We start from the raw sequence: 16,066 nt of genomic DNA on the forward strand, positions 1-16,066 counted from the left end.
TCAGACAGCGCCGATCCGCGCGAGGCGGCGGACATGCTCGATGTCGTGGATCACCAGCCGTCCGCGCCCGAGCGAGAGAATGCCGCTGCGCTTCCAGCTCTGGAGTTGGCGGTTCACCGTCTCGCGCGTCACGCCGGTGAGCGATGCCAGCTCCTCCTGCGAGGCATGGACCTCGCTGCCATAGTCGATGGCGAGCGCAAGAATGCGCCGGGCGAGCCGCGTCTCGGCAGGGAGGAAGGTCGTCTCCTGCATGCGCTCGATCACGTCGCGCAGCCGGGCGCAGAGAAGCTCGATGAGATGCAGCGCGATCGCGGGCTCGCCCTCGAGCAGGCCGAGGAAGTCGCGCCGCGGCAGGAAGAGCATCTCGGTGCTTTCCAGCGCCACCGCATCGGCGGTCCGGGAGCGGCCGTCGAGCAGCGCGATCTCGCCGAAGACGTCACCGGCGCCGAGCAGGTTCATCGTCATCTGCTGCCCGAGATCGTCGGTCGTGCCGATGCGGATCAGGCCTCGCCGGATGGCATAAAGCCCGTCGCTCGCGTCACCCTTCAGGAAGAGGACCGCCCGCGCCGCGAGATGCTGCGGCCGGCAGATGCCGGCGATCCTGTCGAGCGTATCCTGGGCCAGGCCGGCGAAGAACGGGTTCGCCGACAACAGGCTCGCAATGCGGCGGGGGTCATCGTTCATTCCGCGACCTCGAGGTTCGAGCTTTTTGAACCACCTGACGTTAAGTGAGACAGCGCACAGAACATGCGGCCGGATCGGCACAGAAATCCATCGCGATCAGCAGCCGCGGCCGGCTTCCACGGTCCCGGCGAGCGCCGATCGGAGAGTGGAGCCTGACCATGCACCATGCCACGGATCGATATCTGACGCCCCTGACCCTAGCAGCCCAGGAACCCCTTCGCGACGACGCAGCGTCCCCGCGGCGAGGCGAATGCCCTTTTCTGGCCAGGCTTTCGCGCGCGGCCGGACGGCTGCGCCGCCGCTTCATCGGCAGCGCGGACAGCCGGCGGGCGCGCCTTCAGCCGGAGCCGCTCGACGACAACACGCTGAACGACATCGGAATGCCGCGCATCGAGATGCTGTTCAGCGGCCCGAAATAACGACCGCCGGCGCGGCTTGTCCCGATAAGGCGCGCCGCAAAGGGCCGCAGCCGGCAGGCCGCCCATTCCTCCGGAAACGCGGACAGCTGCGTTTCCGCGCGCTTCCCCATATGCCGGATGGACCAGCATATGGGTGGACCGCGCAGAGCTCTCATGCCAGCATCCTGCAAGGCTTGATGCACTGGCAATCCCGACCGGCACGGACCGGGCTCGGCTGTGAGAGCTTCGTAGCGACGATGCGACGCCATCTGACCGCCATCCTCGCAGCCGACGTCGTCGGGTATATGCGTCTGAGCGAGGCGGCCGAGGAGCCGACTCATCAACGCCTGATGAGCCTGCGCGCCAGCCTGATCGAGCCGCATGCACACGAGCATGGCGGGCGCATCGTCAAGAACACGGGCGACGGCTTCCTGGCGACGTTCGACAGCCCCGCGGGCGCGACGCATTGCGCCCTCTCGCTGCAGCGCGCGCTCTCCGCCGCGACGCAGGACCAGCCCCTGGCCCTGCGCATCGCCTTTCGGATGGGCATCCACCTCGCCGACGTCATCGTCGAGGACGAGGACATCTTCGGCGACGGCGTCAACATCGCGGCGAGGCTGCAATCCTATGCCGAGCCGGGCGGCGTCATCGTGTCGGAAGCGATCTTCCGGCTGCTCGACGAGCCGGCGAGGGGGCTCGGTCTCGATATGGGCGAGATCTTCCTGCGCAATCACCGGCAGCCCGTCCGCGTCTTCGCCCTGCGCGCCGACCCGGCGGCCGCGCCGGCGCGCAAGATCGGGGAGGAGGCGGTCGGCACCGACGCGCGGGCGTCCATCGCGGTGCTGCCCTTCCGGATGAGCGCGGTGCACAAGAGCCATCTCGCGGATGGCGTGGTCGATTCCATCATCCAGTCGCTGTCCGGCCTCAAGGACCTCTTCGTGATCTCGCGCGGATCGACGCTGGAATACGGCCGGCGGCGGATCGACCCCGTGGCCGTCGGCCGCAAACTCGGCGTCCGCTACGTGATGGACGGCTCGGTTGCCTTGTCGGAAGGGCGGATCCGGATCAGCACCGAGCTGATCGCGAACGAGAACGGTGCCGTGATCAGCGCCGACCACTATGACGGCGAGGTCCGCGAACTGTTCGAGCTGCAGGACCGCATCTCGCTGAAGCTCGTCCGGACGATCGCGCCGCATATCCGCGAGCGCGAGCTGCGGCAGGCGCTGCGCAAGCACCCGCAGAACATGACCGCCTACGACCTGCTGCTCCAGGCACTCGACCTGCTCTACAAGATGGATGTCGACAGCTTCGCGCGGGCGCGCGGCCTGCTTCAGCAGGCGATGGTGCTGGACCCGTCCTACGCGCCTTCCTTCACCTATGCCGCGCTCTGGCATGTCCTGCGCGTCGGCGAGCTCGGCTCGCCGGACCCGGACGGCGATGCGAAGGCCGCCGTCGAGCGCGCCCGGGCGGCGATCGAGCGCGACGGCAACGACGCCCTCGCGCTTGCCGTCTACGGCCATGTCCAGGCCTATCTGCTGCGCGACAGCGTCACCGCGCTGCGCTTCCTCGACCAGGCGATCGAGGCGGGGCCCAGCGTCGCGATGGCCTGGACGATGAGCAGCGCGGCGCGCGGCTTCGTCGGCAACGGCCCGCTGGCGGTGCAGCATGGCGAGAACGGACAGCGCCTGGCGCCGGCCGACCCCTACCGGTTCTGGCACGAGGGCATCCTCGCCCAAGCGCATTACATCGCTGGCGACTACGATCAGGCCGTGAGCTGGGCGCGCAGCGCCGTCGCCCATAACCCTTCAATCCGCTTTACATTGCGCACGCTTGCGGCAAGCTTGGCCGCAGCCGGCCGGATGACCGAGGCCACCGATGCTGCCGACCGGCTGATGCGGGTCCAACCCGACTTCCGCCTGACAGCCTATGCGCCGCGCTGCCCCTTCGCCCAGCCGATCCTCGAGCAATGGATCGGGCATCTGCGGGAAGCGGGACTGCCCAACTGAGCCGACGCCGACCGCCTGAGCCGAAGCCTGACGACCTTGCCGCAACAGCAATCGTGGGGGGCGAGCCATGACCGGCAACACCGGAAATACGGGCAATACCGGCAACACCGGAAACGCAGGCATCAGCGGGGACATGGGAGGCGGCTGGTTCGTGCCCGACAGGGCCGACTTCCCCTTCGTGATGGAGAGCCATCCGGCCGGCCTGCCGGCGCAGGGGCGCATCCGCGACCTGCGCCGGACGGTGCATATCCGCAGGGAGCCCGATACGGCCGCCGGCAAGATCAAGTTCCGCAGCGACGACGACGATCAGGCACCGTCGGTTCCGTTCGACGACAACAACTGGGGCGCTCGCTGGTATGCCTTCAAGGTGCTGGCGCATTTCGCCCGTACCTGGGACCCGGAGCCACTCTACCAGCCGTTGGCGGACATCCTTCTCGCGCTCAACGGCGCCGTCGATCCCGCTGACGCAACTTCGCCGACGAAGCAGGAGGCTGAGATCGTCGCACTCTGCGCGATGGCGCGCGACGAGCGCGCCTCGGCCATGGGCGAGATACTGAGCCAGGATGTCGAGTTCATCACGGCCTTCATGGAATTGCTGGCGATGACGCCCGGATCGCATCCGAAGACCTTCCGGGTGCTGCACATCGCCAGCCTGCTCGCCTCCTACGCCGCGCTGCACTTCAAGCACGCGTTCAACCGGCCCCGGCCCTCCTGGGAATGCCCCGCGCTGCTGCCGCCAGTGCCCGTGCCGGGGCATTCGGCCTATCCGAGCGGACACGCGACGCAGGCCTGGCTGAGTGCCCTTTGCATCGGCCATGTGCTCGACATCGTGCATCCGCCGCTGCCCGACGCCGACATCAAGGCCCTGACGGAGTCGGCAAAGGTGCTGGCATACCGCATCGCGCGCAACCGCGAGATCGCCGGCCTGCATTTCCCGAGCGATTCCGCCGCAGGTCGGCTGCTGGCGCAAGCGGTTTTCGACATCCTGATCGCCTGCCCAAGCGCACCGCTCCACTATGCCAACCAGCCTTTCGGCGATGCCGTCATCGCTGCGGCGCGGCGGGAATGGACGCCGGACAGGAGTTTCCCATGACCGCCGGTCAGCACGGCGCACGCAGTGGAACGGCGACGTCGCGCGTCATCCGGATCGAAACCTTCGGCGTGCCGGATGCCGATTTCGAGCCCGCCCGCGCATCCGACAGCGAGCTCGAGCGCTTCGGCTTGCCCACCCGCAAGGCGATGCGCGCGAATCCGCTGGCAGCGGCGTTCCGCGATGCCTTCCTGCAGCGGCCCGCCAGTGGCCGGCCGCTGCGCTTCCGTGCCGCCCTGCCCTGGCCCGTCGCGCCGGCGCCGGCGCCGATCACGCGGGGCGTCGCGGCGATCGCCTCGCAACCGGCGCAGAAGAGCGCCAACTGGTCCGGCGGCTATGTGACCCCGCGGGACGGGCAGAGTTTCGCTTCGGTGATGGGCCGCTGGAGGGTGCCGACCGTCTCCGTGCCGCTCGGCGGGAGCGAACCGGAATATCGCAGCTCGACCTGGATCGGCCTCGACGGCCAGCGCTTCTATCTCGACGCGTCGCTGCCACAGATCGGCACGAAGCAGCAATGCTGGCCCGGTTCGCCACGCAGGCAGCGCTATCGCACCTGGTTCCAGTGGTGGGCCCGCGGCCAGGCGACGGAGGAGCAGCCCCTGCGCCTGGCGATCTGCCCGGGCGACGAGGTCAGCGCGGTCATCACGGTGTTCGACGAGACATCCGTGATCTGCAACCTCAAGAACGAGACCCGAGGGCTGATGCTGGAAGCCTTCCGAGCCTTCGCGCCCGGCCCCTGCCGCATCAGCGGCGCGACGGCCGAATGGATCATGGAGCGCCCGAGCCCGGACGGGGCGGATGGCTGGGACGCCTTTCCCCTGCCCGTCTTCACGCCGTTCGCCTTCACCGGCTGCATCGCCGAGTCGCAAGCCTGGGGCAGCACCGCCCTGCAAGACCGCGACCTGGAGGGAGCGCGGTCGATCCGGATGTACGAGATCGTTCCCCATCCGACGCAGGTTCGCACGATTTCGACAGCGCACCGCGTGCTCTTGCCGGTACAGAAGCTCGAACTGGAGTATGTTTCGCCGTAGCGTCACCGTCTTTCCGGCCATTCGCGAAGCGACGAATCCGGAATGACAGCGGGCGTCAGGTCACACGCTCCTGCCGCTGCCCGAGCGCTCCTGCTGCCCGGCGCTCGCCGCGTTGTCGCGCAGCCGCTTGACCATCAGCCGCGTGACCGAAAGCGCCATCTGCGGGAATTCCGCGAGCAGCGCGAGGAAGACATCCTTGCGCAGCCTCAGCGCCTCGATCTCCGACGTCGCGACCACGCTGGCCGAGCGGGGATCGTCCGTGACCAGCCCCATCTCGCCGACGATGGCGTTCTGCGCCACCTGCGAGACGCGCAGCGGGCCGTCCCCGGCATCGATCACCACATCGGCCGTGCCGGAGAGCAGGACATAGGCCGCATCCGACTCGTCGCCCTGGCGAAACAGCACGTCCCCCGCCGCGAAGACGGTGCGTTCGGCGGTGAAGGCGAGGAGCTTCAGCCGCGCCGTATCGAGACCGGCGAAGATGGGCACGCGCCGCAGCACGCGGATTTCGTCATTATCCGCCCGCTCTTCGGCAACGGGCGCCTGCCCCTCGGCCGCGGCCGGACGCACCGCCGCCAGGCGCGGCCCCTCGAAGGCGATGTGGAGATCATAGCCGTCGCCCAGCTTTAGCTCGCGGCCGGCGACGACGAGGCTCCGGCCCGCCATCGCGGCCCGGATGCGACCGAGGATCTGCCGTGCCTCGGTCCGGCCGAAGGCTCCCAGGGCATTGTCGAGAATGAGCAGTTGCGGCTGCTTGATCAGGCAGCGCGCCAGCGCGATCTGCGCCTTCATCACCGGGAAAAGCAGCCGTCCGGCGTAGCCCGCCGGCTGCTCCAGCCCACGCCGGTAGATCTCCCCGTCCAGGCCCAGTTCCGCCAGCGCGTCGCGGATCACCTCGTCGGCCGCGGCATGCGCCACCGGCCCGAACAGGAGGTTTTCGCGCAAGGGCGCCGCCGGACAGTAATGCTCCGGATCGTAGAAGGCGATCGCATGGGCGGATTCCGTCGAGGCCCTTTTGCGAAAGGCGGCGCGAGCCGCCAGGATCCGCTCCTCGACCGCCTCGTCGAGCAGGCCGAGACGGTGCCGCGGCTCGACATAGAGCAGCGAAAGCCCGATCAGCCGGGCGCGGTCTGCCTCGCCCGCCGTGCCGGCCTCGACGCGAGTGAGTGCGTCCCGATACTCCTCGAAATCCTCTGCCGCGATGAACGAGTACTGCTCGAACAGCACATGGCCGGGGGCGATATCGCGGAAGATCTCGAGCATCGTCGCGGCGATCCGCCGCCCGATCCAGGTGAGCGTCTCCGTCAGGCCGAGATCGGCCAGGACCTGCCGCGTCAGGGCGTGGCCAGCGAGGTTCGCCCCGAGCAGCGCCGGATCGACCGGCACGCCGAAGAGGATATTCTCGCCGATCGTGGCGTTGCGGGCATAGCGGGCCGGATCATAGGGCTCGACCACGGCACCAGCGCCGCTTTCAATGAGCCTGTCGCGGATGCGGGCGCGGATCTCGGGAATGCGCCGCACGATGTCGGCCGGGGTTGCGGGATCGAGCTTGGAGGCGAGCCCGAAGCGGAAGACCGGATCGGCGAGACCGGCGATGCGCAGCACCTCGACCAGTTTCAGCTCGAGCTCGGCCTCGTTCGCCGCATGCGCCCGGCGCGGATCGATCGTCCAGCCGGCCGGGTTCACGACTTCGGGTGACACCCGGCGCAGGCCGTAGAGGATGTTGTCACGCAGGCTGGCGTCGAGGATGACGGGTTCCGGCCCGACATAGGCGATGGCGCGGCCGCGCGCCTCCGCCGGCAAGGCCGACAGAGCCAGACCGGCGATGGTTAGCGAGCCTTCGCTGGGCGCGATCGCCCCGCCGAGAAGCTGGGCCAGGATGCCCGCGCCTTCGCTCGCCCCGCCGGAGAGAGCGATGTGCCGTTGCAGCGGTAGCGACAGCGATATCCGGTCCAGCAGGAGGTCGCCGGCGGGGTTCACCACGCTCAGCCCACGCGCCACGATCTCGCCCGTCTCGGGCAGGCGAACCGCGTTCTCGGCGTCCGCGCCGGCTTCGACCGGCGCAGCGGCGATCAGGGAGAACTGCTCGACCACCTGCTGGAACTTGGCCTCGACATCCAGCCGCTGCTGGTCCCAGTCGATCAGCTCCTTCACCGGCGAGGGCAGATCGCGATAGGCGGCGATGACGGCGACGAGCTGGCCGAGATCGAGGCGGCCAGCGAGGGCAAAATAGCCGCCAACGGCGTAGAACAGAAAGGGCGTAACCTGGGCCAGCAGGTTGTTCAAAGCCTTGACCGCGAATTTGCGCCCATACAGCCGGTAGCGGATGCCGAAGAGCTGCTCCAACCGCTCGGCGACCTGGCTCTTCTCGACGGCCGAGGTCCCGTGGTTGGCGACTTCCGCCATGGTTTCCACCACCTCGCCGACCTTGCCGGCGAAAGCCCGTGATGCGATCTGCCGCTGCCTGCCGAGGCGGATCTGCTCGCGCCGCAGACGCGGAATCAGGACGCCCTGGAGCAGGATCATGCCGACGGCGATCAGCCCGAGCGCGAGGTTCTGCAGCAGGATGAAAGCGATCGCCGTCAAAGCCTGGCCGGCGAGGAGGACCGGCTGCACGAAGGCATCGCCGACGAAACCGCCGATCGGCTCGACCTCGTCCTTGATGATCGTCGCAGCCTCCGACGGCCTGATGCGCCGCAGCGCCTCGGGCCTGGTGTTCAGCACGGCCGAGAACAGGTCGAGGCGCAGGCGCTGCAGCAGGCGCTCGCCGAGCGCGCCCTTGCGCATGTTGATGACGTATTTGAAGGCGCCGTTGATCAGGACCAGCAGCAGGAAGAGCCCGCACAGCGCGAAGAGATAGGACAGCCTGTCGAGCCCGATTCCCTCGAACAGGGTCCGCGGGCCGCCGAGCCAGTCCGGCAGCGGCAGGGCGACCCGGAACAGCCTCGCCGTCTCCCCCGCTTCGGCAAAGGCCCGCCCCTGCAGCGCGTCCGTGATGATGTATCGCGGCACGTCGAGGGAGAAATAATAGAACGGGAACGACAGGACGACGAAGCAGAGAATCCAGATCTGCTCACGGCGGCTGTTGCGCCAGATGTAATCGAACAAGCCGACCACTGCCCCTCACCGCTTCGGATATCGTCTGCGCGGGCGCTCGGTTTGGTACCATAGCAGATCGGCAGACGGGCAGCGATGATGCGGCGGTCGAGGGCTATCGTATTTGGTCCCTGAGCCCTCATCCTGTGGAGCCATTCCGATCGGAACGGCATCGCGAAGGATGCTCCAAGAGGCTCAGGAGATCGCTGGAGCATCCTTCGAGACGCGCCTGCGGCACTCTTCAGGATGAGGGCCCAAACGGCCGGATGCCTTTCCCGGGCCAGGCGCTTCGTCCTCTTCGCGGGGCGCTCCGCCGAGACGCCGCCCCGCAAATGCCGTGGTGCGGATCAGTAGCCGAGGGCAGCCTCCAGCGGGCCCTTCGGCAGCGGGACCAGGAACCAGACCTCGAACATCATGAAGTTCACGATGGCGATGCCGAGCGAAACCGCCGCCGCCTTCCAGAGCGGGAACTTACCGAAGAACACCATGAAGGCGCCGATATAGATCGCGGCGGAAACATAGATCCCGATGTAGTTCGTCGCGAAGACGAAGACCACGGCGGGAACGAAGATCGCCGCCATGCGCTTGATGCCCGGAACGGTCGTCGCAGTCTTCGCGCCGTCCTCCGTATGCGGCAGCGCCTGCGCCAGGTTGACGAGAGAGGCGATCCCCATGGCGACGACGATGTAGAACGGGAAGAGTCCGGGCTGCGGTCCCTCGTTCGGCTTCCACGCGATGCCGAGCCGCAGGCTGTCGGTCACGACGATCGCGCAGACGACAAGGAAGAACAGCGCTACCGCGATATCCAGCGTGCGGTAGCTGAAGAGCGCGCGCCCTTCGGCCTCGTCATTGGTGTCCATGTCTCTCTACCCCTCCGCTGGGTCTCGATGCTCTTGATGGTCCGGCCGCCGCTGCCCGGTTCGGCTGCGGCGGACAGCGGTGGCGGATCGCGACCGAGCCCGGAAGAGGCCGCTCGCGATCCGTCGATGGCGTTCCCCTGCGACTACTGCGTCGCCAGGAAGCCGGCGTTCTTCATCAGGTCGGCGTGCTGGGTGTCGGCATTGGCGACCCATTTCTCGTAGTCGGGGCCGCTCATGAAGGTCTGGTTGAAGGCGCCCTTCTCCATGAACTCGTGCCATTCCGGCGTCGCCATGACCTTCTTCATCAGGTCGACGTAGAAATTCACCTGCGCCGGCGTGGCGTTCTTGGTGGTGAAGATGCCGCGCAGCATCTGGTACTCGACCGGCAGACCCGATTCCTTGCAGGTCGGGATGTCGCTCCAGGCTTCCTTCTCGGTGACCTTGGCAGTGTAGGTCGAGCGCTTCGCGTCGAAGATGCAGAGCGGGCGCAGCTGGCCGGCGCGCCATTGCGCGACCGCCTCGATCGGGTTGTTGACGGTCGAGTCGACATGCTTGCCGACGAGCTGCACCGCAACCTGCCCGCCGCCGGCATAGGGCACATAGGTGAACTTCTTGCCGCCGGTCTGCTGCTCGACGGCCGCCGTCAGGATCTGGTCCTCCTGCTTGGAGCCGGTGCCGCCCATCTTGAACTGGCGGTCGGCGCCGGCTTTCACCGCCTCGACATAGTCCTTGGCCGTCTTCTGCGGCGCCTCGGTGTTCACCCAGAGGACGAACTGATCCAGCGCCAGCATGGCGACCGGCTTCATATCCTTCCAGCCGAACGGCGAGCCGGTGCCCAGCGGCGTGGTGAACAGGTTGGACAGCGTGATCGCGATCTTATGCGGGTCGTTCGCGCTCGCCTTCATCTCGAGGAAGCCTTCGGCGCCTGCGCCGCCGGACTTGTTGATCACGATCAGCGGCTGCTTCATCAGGTTGTGCTTCTGGACGAGCCCCTGGATGAAGCGGGCCATCTGGTCCGCCCCGCCCCCGGTGCCTGCCGGGATGATCAGCGTCACCGGCTTCGTCGGTTCCCACCCTTGCGCCAGGGCGGGCGCGGTCAGGCAGGCGCTCGCCGCCAGCGCTGCCGCAATTGTTCTGGCCTTCGACACTCCCCTCCGGATCATCACACTTCCTCCCTTTATTGGCGGCTTTGTCGCCGCGTTGGTAAAGTCATGAAGGCGAATATTTGCGAGAACCGCGCGGAGGCTCTTCAGGCCGCGCGAGCCACGGGACCGCTGCTCGTGAGCTTGGCGCGCAGAGTCTGCAGCGTCGGCCAGAAGGCCATCACCAGCCCCAGCGTCATGATGCTGCCGCAGAGCCAGTTCGACCAGAAGATGCTGACATCGCCCTGCGAAACCAGCATGGCCTGGCGGAACGAGCTTTCCGCCTGATCGCCCAGGACCAGCGCGAGCACCAGCGGCGGCAGCGGGTAGCGCAGCTTGTTGAAGAGATAGCCGAGCACGCCGAAGATCAGCATCATCCAGACGTCGAACATCGCGTTGTTCACCGTGAAGGCTCCGATCGCGCAGATGAAGACGATCGCCGGCGCGATGATGGAGAACGGCACGCGCAGGATCGCGGCGAAGGCCGGCACGCAGGTCAGCACCATGACGAGCCCGACGACGTTGCCGAGATACATCGAGGCGATCAGGCCCCAGACGAAGTCCGGCTGCTCGACGAAGAGCAGCGGCCCGGGCTGCAGCCCCCAGATGAGAAGGCCGCCGAGCAGGACGGCGGCCGTGGGCGAACCCGGAATGCCCAGCGTCAGCATCGGCAGCAACGCCGCGGTGCCGGCCGCGTGGGCGGCGGTCTCCGGCGCGACCACGCCTTCCAGCTCGCCCTTGCCGAAATTCGGCCCGTTCTTCGAAAGGCGCTTGGCGATGCCATAGCCCATGAAGGAGGCCGGGGTGGCACCGCCGGGGGTGATGCCCATCCAGCAGCCGACTATGCAGCTGCGCAGGAAGGTCAGCCACATCTTCGGTAGCTGCTTCCAAGTGCGGATCACCGCATCCATGCGCAGCTTGGCGGTGGCGCCGTTGAACTTGAGCCCATCCTCCATCGAGCAGAGGATCTCGCCGACGCCGAAGAGGCCGATGACGGCGACGAGGAACTTGAAGCCGTTCAGGAGCTCATCCTGCCCGAATGTCATCCTGAGCGTCCCGGTGACGCCGTCGAGACCGACGGAGGCGAGCGCGAAGCCGAGGCACATCGAGGCGACCGTCTTGAACGCTGAGCCCCGCCCCATGCCGATAAAGCTGGCGAAGGTCAGGAACTGCACCGCGAAGAACTCCGCGGGGCCGAATTTCAATGCGAATTTCGCCACCACCGGCGCGAGAAAGGTGATCAGGCAGACGGCGAAGATGGCGCCGACGAAGGAGGCCGTGAAGGCGCCGACCAAGGCCTCGTCGGCCTTGCCGTTCTGCGCCATCGGGTGGCCGTCGAAGGTCGTCGCCACCGACCAGGGCTCGCCGGGAATGTTGAAGAGGATCGAGGTGATGGCGCCGCCGAACAGCGCCCCCCAATAGATGCTGGTCAACAGGATGATCGCCGATGTCGGCGGCATGCTGAAGGTCAGAGGCAGGAGAATGGCGACACCATTGGCGCCGCCGAGACCCGGCAGGACGCCGATGACGACACCGAGCGTGATGCCGATCACCATGAGCATGATGTGGTAGGCGCTGAGAGCAACGGCGAATCCGCCGAACAGGGCGTTCAGTTCATCCATAGCGCTTCGTCCCCATAGGCTGGCCTTGTTCAGGGACCGCGCAATGACCAACGCAGAACCGACTGGCCTTATTCGAGTAAGCCTAGGATGAAACAATGTGGCATGCAATATGCCAATTCTAGCCGCACTGCAGCATAATAATTGCCGAATTAGGGCCGTTGCACGCCCATTTCTTTCATTATATGGTATGCCAGAAACCACCGCTCGCCGAATGCAGATTGCAGGACGGAGCCGACTAGCCAAAACAGCATGGAAATCGACTTCGAATGATCAAGGCCCAGCTTGAAATCCAGCCCATCGAGGAGGTCCAGAGCCTCAAGAGCCGCACCTATGATGCGTTGAAGACCGCCATCGGCGGCATGAAGATCTACGATCCCGGCGTCGAGCTGCGACTCGACGAGCGGGCGCTTTCGCTGCAGTTCGGCGTCAGCCGCACCCCGCTGCGCGAGGCGCTGGCCCAGCTCGAGCAGGAAGGCCTCGTCAGGATCGCGCCGCGCCGCGGCATCTTCATCGTGCGCAAGACCAAGGCCGAGATCCTGGAGATGATCACGGTCTGGGCCGCGCTGGAAAGCATGGCCGCGCGGCTCGTCACCGAAGTCGCGACCGATGCCGAGATCGCCGAGCTGCACGGCCTCGTCGACAGCTTCGACAGCGCCGACATCGAAGAGCATATGGGTGAGTATTCGGACGCCAATATCCGCTTCCACGCGGCGATCGTCGCGCTGTCCGGCTGCAAGCTCATCGGCGAGATCACCAACGGGCTGTTCACCCATGTGCGCGCCATCCGGCAGCGCACGATCTTCGAGCGGGACCGGGCCCGGCGCTCGATCGTCGACCACAAGGAGATCGTCGAGGCGCTGGAGACCCGCAACGGCGAGCGCGCCGAGCGGCTCGTTCGCGAGCATACGCTCAAGCTGCGTCAGCACGTCGAACAGTTCGTCCAGCTCGACTGAGCCGGACGACGTCGAGAGCCAGAACAATCAGCAAAACAAGCAAAAAACCAGGGAGAAAATCGGGATGTCCGCAGTCGTACAGAGCATCTCTTCTGCCGCGCCCGAAGTAGAGCGCGAGCTGACCGATGGTTTCAATCTGATCATCGACGCGCTGAAGCTCAACGGGCTCGACACGATCTATGGCGTGCCGGGCATTCCGATCACCGATTTCGGCCGCATGGCGCAGGCGGCGGGCATCCGCGTGCTGTCGTTCCGCCACGAGCAGAACGCCGGCTACGCCGCCTCGATCGCCGGCTTCCTGACGAAGAAGCCAGGAATCTGCCTGACCGTTTCGGCGCCCGGCTTTCTCAACGGCCTGACCGCGCTCGCCCATGCGACGACGAACTGCTTCCCGATGATCTTGATCTCGGGATCGTCCGAGCGCGAGATCGTCGACCTGCAGCAGGGCGACTATGAGGAGATGGACCAGCTCGCCGTCGCCAAGCCGCTCTGCAAGGCGGCGTTCCGCGTCCTGCACGCGCAGGACATCGGCATCGGCCTGGCGCGCGCGATCCGCGCGGCGGTCTCGGGGCGGCCGGGCGGTGTCTATCTCGACCTGCCGGCCAAGCTCTTCGGCCAGGTGATGGATGCCGAGGCCGGCGCCAAGTCGCTGGTCGAGGTGATCGACGCCGCACCCGCACAGCTCCCGGCGCCGGACTCGATCCGTCGCGCGCTCGACGTGCTGAAGGGTGCGAAGCGGCCGCTAATCATCCTCGGCAAGGGCGCGGCCTATGCTCAGGCCGACGACGCGATCCGTCAGTTCGTCGAGAAGAGCGGTATTCCCTTCCTGCCGATGAGCATGGCCAAGGGCCTGCTGCCGGACCTGCATCCGCAATGCGCCGGCGCGGCGCGCTCGACCGTGCTGAAGGACTCAGACGTCGTCATGCTGATCGGCGCGCGGCTGAACTGGCTCCTGTCGCACGGCAAGGGCAAGAGCTGGGGCGACGCGCCCAAGAAGTTCATCCAGATCGACATCGAGCCGAAGGAGATGGACTCGAATGTCGAGATCGTCGCCCCCGTGGTCGGCGACATCGGCTCCTGCGTCGACGCGCTGCTCGCCGGCATGGGCGCCGCCTGGGCTGCCCCGCCGACCGACTGGACGGGCGCCGTCGCCAAAAAACGCGACGAGAACGTCGCCAAGATGGCGCCGCGGCTGATGAACAACAACGTGCCGATGGATTATCACGGCGCGCTCGGGGTGCTGCGCACCATCATCAAGGAGCGACCGGACGCGATCCTCGTCAACGAGGGCGCCAACACGCTCGATCTCGCGCGCGGGATCATCGACATGTACCAGCCGCGCAAGCGGCTCGATGTCGGCACCTGGGGCGTGATGGGCATCGGCATGGGCTATGCCGTCGCCGCCGCCGTCGAGACCGGCAACCCCGTGCTCGCCGTCGAGGGCGACTCGGCCTTCGGCTTCTCCGGCATGGAGGTCGAGACGATCTGCCGGTACCAGCTGCCGGTCTGCGTCGTGATCTTCAACAATAACGGCATCTATCGCGGCACCGACGTCAACAGCGCCGGCGACGATCCGGCCACGACCGTGTTCGTGGAGAATGCGCGCTACGACCGCATGATGGAGGCCTTCGGTGGCGTCGGCGTCAACGTGGTCTCGCCCGACGAGCTGAAGCGCGCGGTCAACGCGGCAATGGACAGCCGCAAGCCGACCCTGATCAACGCGGTGATCGACCCGACCGCCGGCAGCGAGAGCGGCCGCATCGGCAATCTCAATCCGCAAAGCGCACTCAAGAAGAAATAAGGGAGGGATCCAATGAAAGCGCTCGAAGGCGTCAAGATTCTCGACTTCACCCATGTCCAGTCGGGGCCGACCTGCACGCAGCTCCTCGCCTGGTTCGGCGCGGATGTCATCAAGGTCGAGCGCCCCGGAACCGGCGACATCACCCGCGGGCAACTCTGCGACGTGCCGGATGCGGACAGCCTCTATTTCACGATGCTGAACCACAACAAGCGCTCGATCACGCTCGACACCAAGAACCCCAAGGGCATGGAGGTGCTCTGGGAGATGGTGAAGATCTGCGACGTGATGGTCGAGAACTTCGCGCCCGGCGTGCTCGACCGCATGGGCCTGACCTGGGCCAAGGTGCACGAAGTCAATCCGCGCATGATCGTCGCCTCGGTCAAGGGTTTCGGCCCGGGCCCCTACGAGGATTGCAAGGTCTATGAGAACGTCGCGCAATGCGCCGGCGGCGCGGCCTCGACCACGGGCTTCCGCGACGGCGTGCCGCTGGTCACCGGCGCCCAGATCGGCGATTCGGGCACGGGCCTGCATCTCGCGCTCGGCATCGTCACGGCGCTCTATCACCGCACCCATTCCGGCCTCGGCCAAAAGGTCGATTGTGCGATGCAGGACGGGGTGCTCAACCTCTGCCGCGTCAAGCTGCGCGACCAGCAGCGGCTCGGCCATGGTCCGCTGAAGGAATACAGCCAGTTCGGCGAGGGCCTGCCCTTCGGCGACGCCGTGCCGCGCGCCGGCAACGATTCCGGCGGCGGCCAGCCCGGCCGCATCCTGAAATGCAAGGGCTGGGAGACAGACCCCAACGCCTACATTTATTTCATCACCCAGGCCCCGGTCTGGGAGAAGATCTGCGACGTGATCGGCGAGCCGACCTGGAAGACCGATCCGGACTACGCCAAGCCACCGGCCCGCCTGCCGCGGCTGAACGAGATCTTCGCGCGCATCGAGCAATGGACCATGTCCAAGACCAAGTTCGAGGCCATGGACATCCTCAACGAATACGACATCCCCTGCGGGCCGATCCTGTCGATGAAGGAGATCGCCGAAGAGAAGTCGCTGCGCGACACCGGAACGGTGGTCGAGGTCGACCACCCCAAGCGCGGCAAATATCTCTCGGTCGGCAACCCGATCAAGCTCTCGAACAGTCCGACCGAGGTCAAGCGTTCGCCCCTGCTCGGCGAGCACACCGACGAGGTGCTGCGCGACGTGCTGAAGCTCGACGAGGCCCGCATCGCGGCGATCCTCGATTCGGGCGCCACGGGGGCTCTGACTCGGACGGCGGCGGAGTAGCGCGTCTCATTCGGCTGGGGAGGATAGGGCGGCGTCTCGCAGGAGGCGCCGCCCTCGCCTTTTTTGCATTGCGCCGGAACCGCCCGATCCTTCCGG

Annotated in this window: 12 protein-coding genes; 7 read left to right on the forward strand and 5 right to left on the reverse strand. The window is 66.8% G+C overall.

The genetic code is table 11. The features are described 5' to 3' along the window. A complete protein-coding gene (locus tag ASE63_RS24820) occupies window positions 1-684 on the reverse strand; it encodes a Crp/Fnr family transcriptional regulator (protein WP_056808077.1) in 684 nt (227 codons plus the stop codon). A gap of 158 nt (window positions 685-842) precedes the next feature. On the opposite strand from ASE63_RS24820, the gene ASE63_RS27830 reads away from it, so the two are divergent. The 4 genes from ASE63_RS27830 (at window position 843) to ASE63_RS24840 (ending at window position 5,209) form a co-directional block, all read left to right on the forward strand. Then, the gene (locus ASE63_RS27830) at window positions 843-1,103 is read left to right on the forward strand and encodes a hypothetical protein (RefSeq protein WP_056808079.1); all 261 of its coding nucleotides are present in this window, start codon (window positions 843-845) and stop codon (window positions 1,101-1,103) included. Between the two features lie 236 nt (window positions 1,104-1,339). Beyond that, window positions 1,340-3,088, forward strand: coding sequence for an adenylate/guanylate cyclase domain-containing protein (locus ASE63_RS24830; protein ID WP_056808081.1), 1,749 nt, complete (start codon window positions 1,340-1,342; stop codon window positions 3,086-3,088). A 67-nt stretch (window positions 3,089-3,155) separates the two neighbouring features. Beyond that, window positions 3,156-4,181 carry a phosphatase PAP2 family protein gene (locus ASE63_RS24835; protein WP_056808083.1) on the forward strand — a complete coding sequence of 342 codons (1,026 nt, stop codon included), beginning with the start codon at window positions 3,156-3,158 and terminating at the stop codon, window positions 4,179-4,181. Next, window positions 4,178-5,209 carry a G1 family glutamic endopeptidase gene (locus ASE63_RS24840; protein ID WP_162261829.1) on the forward strand — a complete coding sequence of 344 codons (1,032 nt, stop codon included), beginning with the start codon at window positions 4,178-4,180 and terminating at the stop codon, window positions 5,207-5,209. The genes ASE63_RS24835 and ASE63_RS24840 overlap by 4 nt, the downstream gene beginning before the upstream one ends. A 60-nt stretch (window positions 5,210-5,269) precedes the next feature. On the opposite strand, the gene ASE63_RS24845 is transcribed toward ASE63_RS24840, so the two are convergent. The 4 genes from ASE63_RS24845 to ASE63_RS24860 form a co-directional block, all read right to left on the reverse strand. Further along, window positions 5,270-8,317 (reverse strand): cyclic nucleotide-binding domain-containing protein, encoded by a 3,048-nt coding sequence (locus ASE63_RS24845; protein ID WP_156410594.1) that lies wholly within the window; start codon window positions 8,315-8,317, stop codon window positions 5,270-5,272. Between the two features lie 335 nt (window positions 8,318-8,652). Then, window positions 8,653-9,165 carry a tripartite tricarboxylate transporter TctB family protein gene (locus ASE63_RS24850; RefSeq protein WP_056808088.1) on the reverse strand — a complete coding sequence of 171 codons (513 nt, stop codon included), beginning with the start codon at window positions 9,163-9,165 and terminating at the stop codon, window positions 8,653-8,655. Between the two features lie 143 nt (window positions 9,166-9,308). Then, window positions 9,309-10,328: a tripartite tricarboxylate transporter substrate binding protein gene (locus ASE63_RS24855; protein ID WP_082610281.1), complete on the reverse strand. Its 1,020-nt coding sequence runs from the start codon at window positions 10,326-10,328 to the stop codon at window positions 9,309-9,311. 86 nt (window positions 10,329-10,414) lie between these two features. Further along, the gene (locus ASE63_RS24860; RefSeq protein WP_056808093.1) at window positions 10,415-11,929 is read right to left on the reverse strand and encodes a tripartite tricarboxylate transporter permease; all 1,515 of its coding nucleotides are present in this window, start codon (window positions 11,927-11,929) and stop codon (window positions 10,415-10,417) included. 266 nt (window positions 11,930-12,195) lie between these two features. On the opposite strand from ASE63_RS24860, the gene ASE63_RS24865 reads away from it, so the two are divergent. The 3 genes from ASE63_RS24865 to frc all read left to right on the forward strand — a co-directional run bounded on the left by ASE63_RS24865 (window position 12,196) and on the right by frc (window position 15,970). Then, on the forward strand, window positions 12,196-12,882 hold the full coding sequence (locus tag ASE63_RS24865; protein WP_056808094.1) for a GntR family transcriptional regulator: 687 nt from the start codon (window positions 12,196-12,198) through the stop codon (window positions 12,880-12,882). Window positions 12,883-12,946: 64 nt separating this feature from the next. After that, window positions 12,947-14,683, forward strand: a complete 1,737-nt coding sequence (gene oxc / locus ASE63_RS24870; protein ID WP_056808096.1) for an oxalyl-CoA decarboxylase — start codon at window positions 12,947-12,949, stop codon at window positions 14,681-14,683. A gap of 12 nt (window positions 14,684-14,695) precedes the next feature. Further along, window positions 14,696-15,970: a formyl-CoA transferase gene (gene frc, locus ASE63_RS24875; RefSeq protein WP_056808098.1), complete on the forward strand. Its 1,275-nt coding sequence runs from the start codon at window positions 14,696-14,698 to the stop codon at window positions 15,968-15,970. Window positions 15,971-16,066: the final 96 nt, after the last annotated feature.

Source organism: Allobosea sp. Root381, from assembly GCF_001429395.1.
Classification (GTDB): Bacteria; Pseudomonadota; Alphaproteobacteria; order Rhizobiales; family Beijerinckiaceae; genus Allobosea.

Excerpts from the sequence above, each read along its gene's own strand:
- ASE63_RS24830 (WP_056808081.1), top strand. The coding sequence starts at position 1,340 with ATGCGACGCCATCTGACCGCCATCCTCGCAGCCGACGTCGTCGGGTAT.
- ASE63_RS24860 (WP_056808093.1), bottom strand. The coding sequence starts at position 11,929 with ATGGATGAACTGAACGCCCTGTTCGGCGGATTCGCCGTTGCTCTCAGC.
- ASE63_RS24850 (WP_056808088.1), bottom strand. The coding sequence starts at position 9,165 with ATGGACACCAATGACGAGGCCGAAGGGCGCGCGCTCTTCAGCTACCGC.
- ASE63_RS27830 (WP_056808079.1), top strand. The coding sequence starts at position 843 with ATGCACCATGCCACGGATCGATATCTGACGCCCCTGACCCTAGCAGCC.
- ASE63_RS24865 (WP_056808094.1), top strand. The coding sequence starts at position 12,196 with ATGATCAAGGCCCAGCTTGAAATCCAGCCCATCGAGGAGGTCCAGAGC.
- frc (WP_056808098.1), top strand. The coding sequence starts at position 14,696 with ATGAAAGCGCTCGAAGGCGTCAAGATTCTCGACTTCACCCATGTCCAG.
- ASE63_RS24855 (WP_082610281.1), bottom strand. The coding sequence starts at position 10,328 with ATGATCCGGAGGGGAGTGTCGAAGGCCAGAACAATTGCGGCAGCGCTG.
- ASE63_RS24840 (WP_162261829.1), top strand. The coding sequence starts at position 4,178 with ATGACCGCCGGTCAGCACGGCGCACGCAGTGGAACGGCGACGTCGCGC.
- oxc (WP_056808096.1), top strand. The coding sequence starts at position 12,947 with ATGTCCGCAGTCGTACAGAGCATCTCTTCTGCCGCGCCCGAAGTAGAG.
- ASE63_RS24820 (WP_056808077.1), bottom strand. The coding sequence starts at position 684 with ATGAACGATGACCCCCGCCGCATTGCGAGCCTGTTGTCGGCGAACCCG.
- ASE63_RS24835 (WP_056808083.1), top strand. The coding sequence starts at position 3,156 with ATGACCGGCAACACCGGAAATACGGGCAATACCGGCAACACCGGAAAC.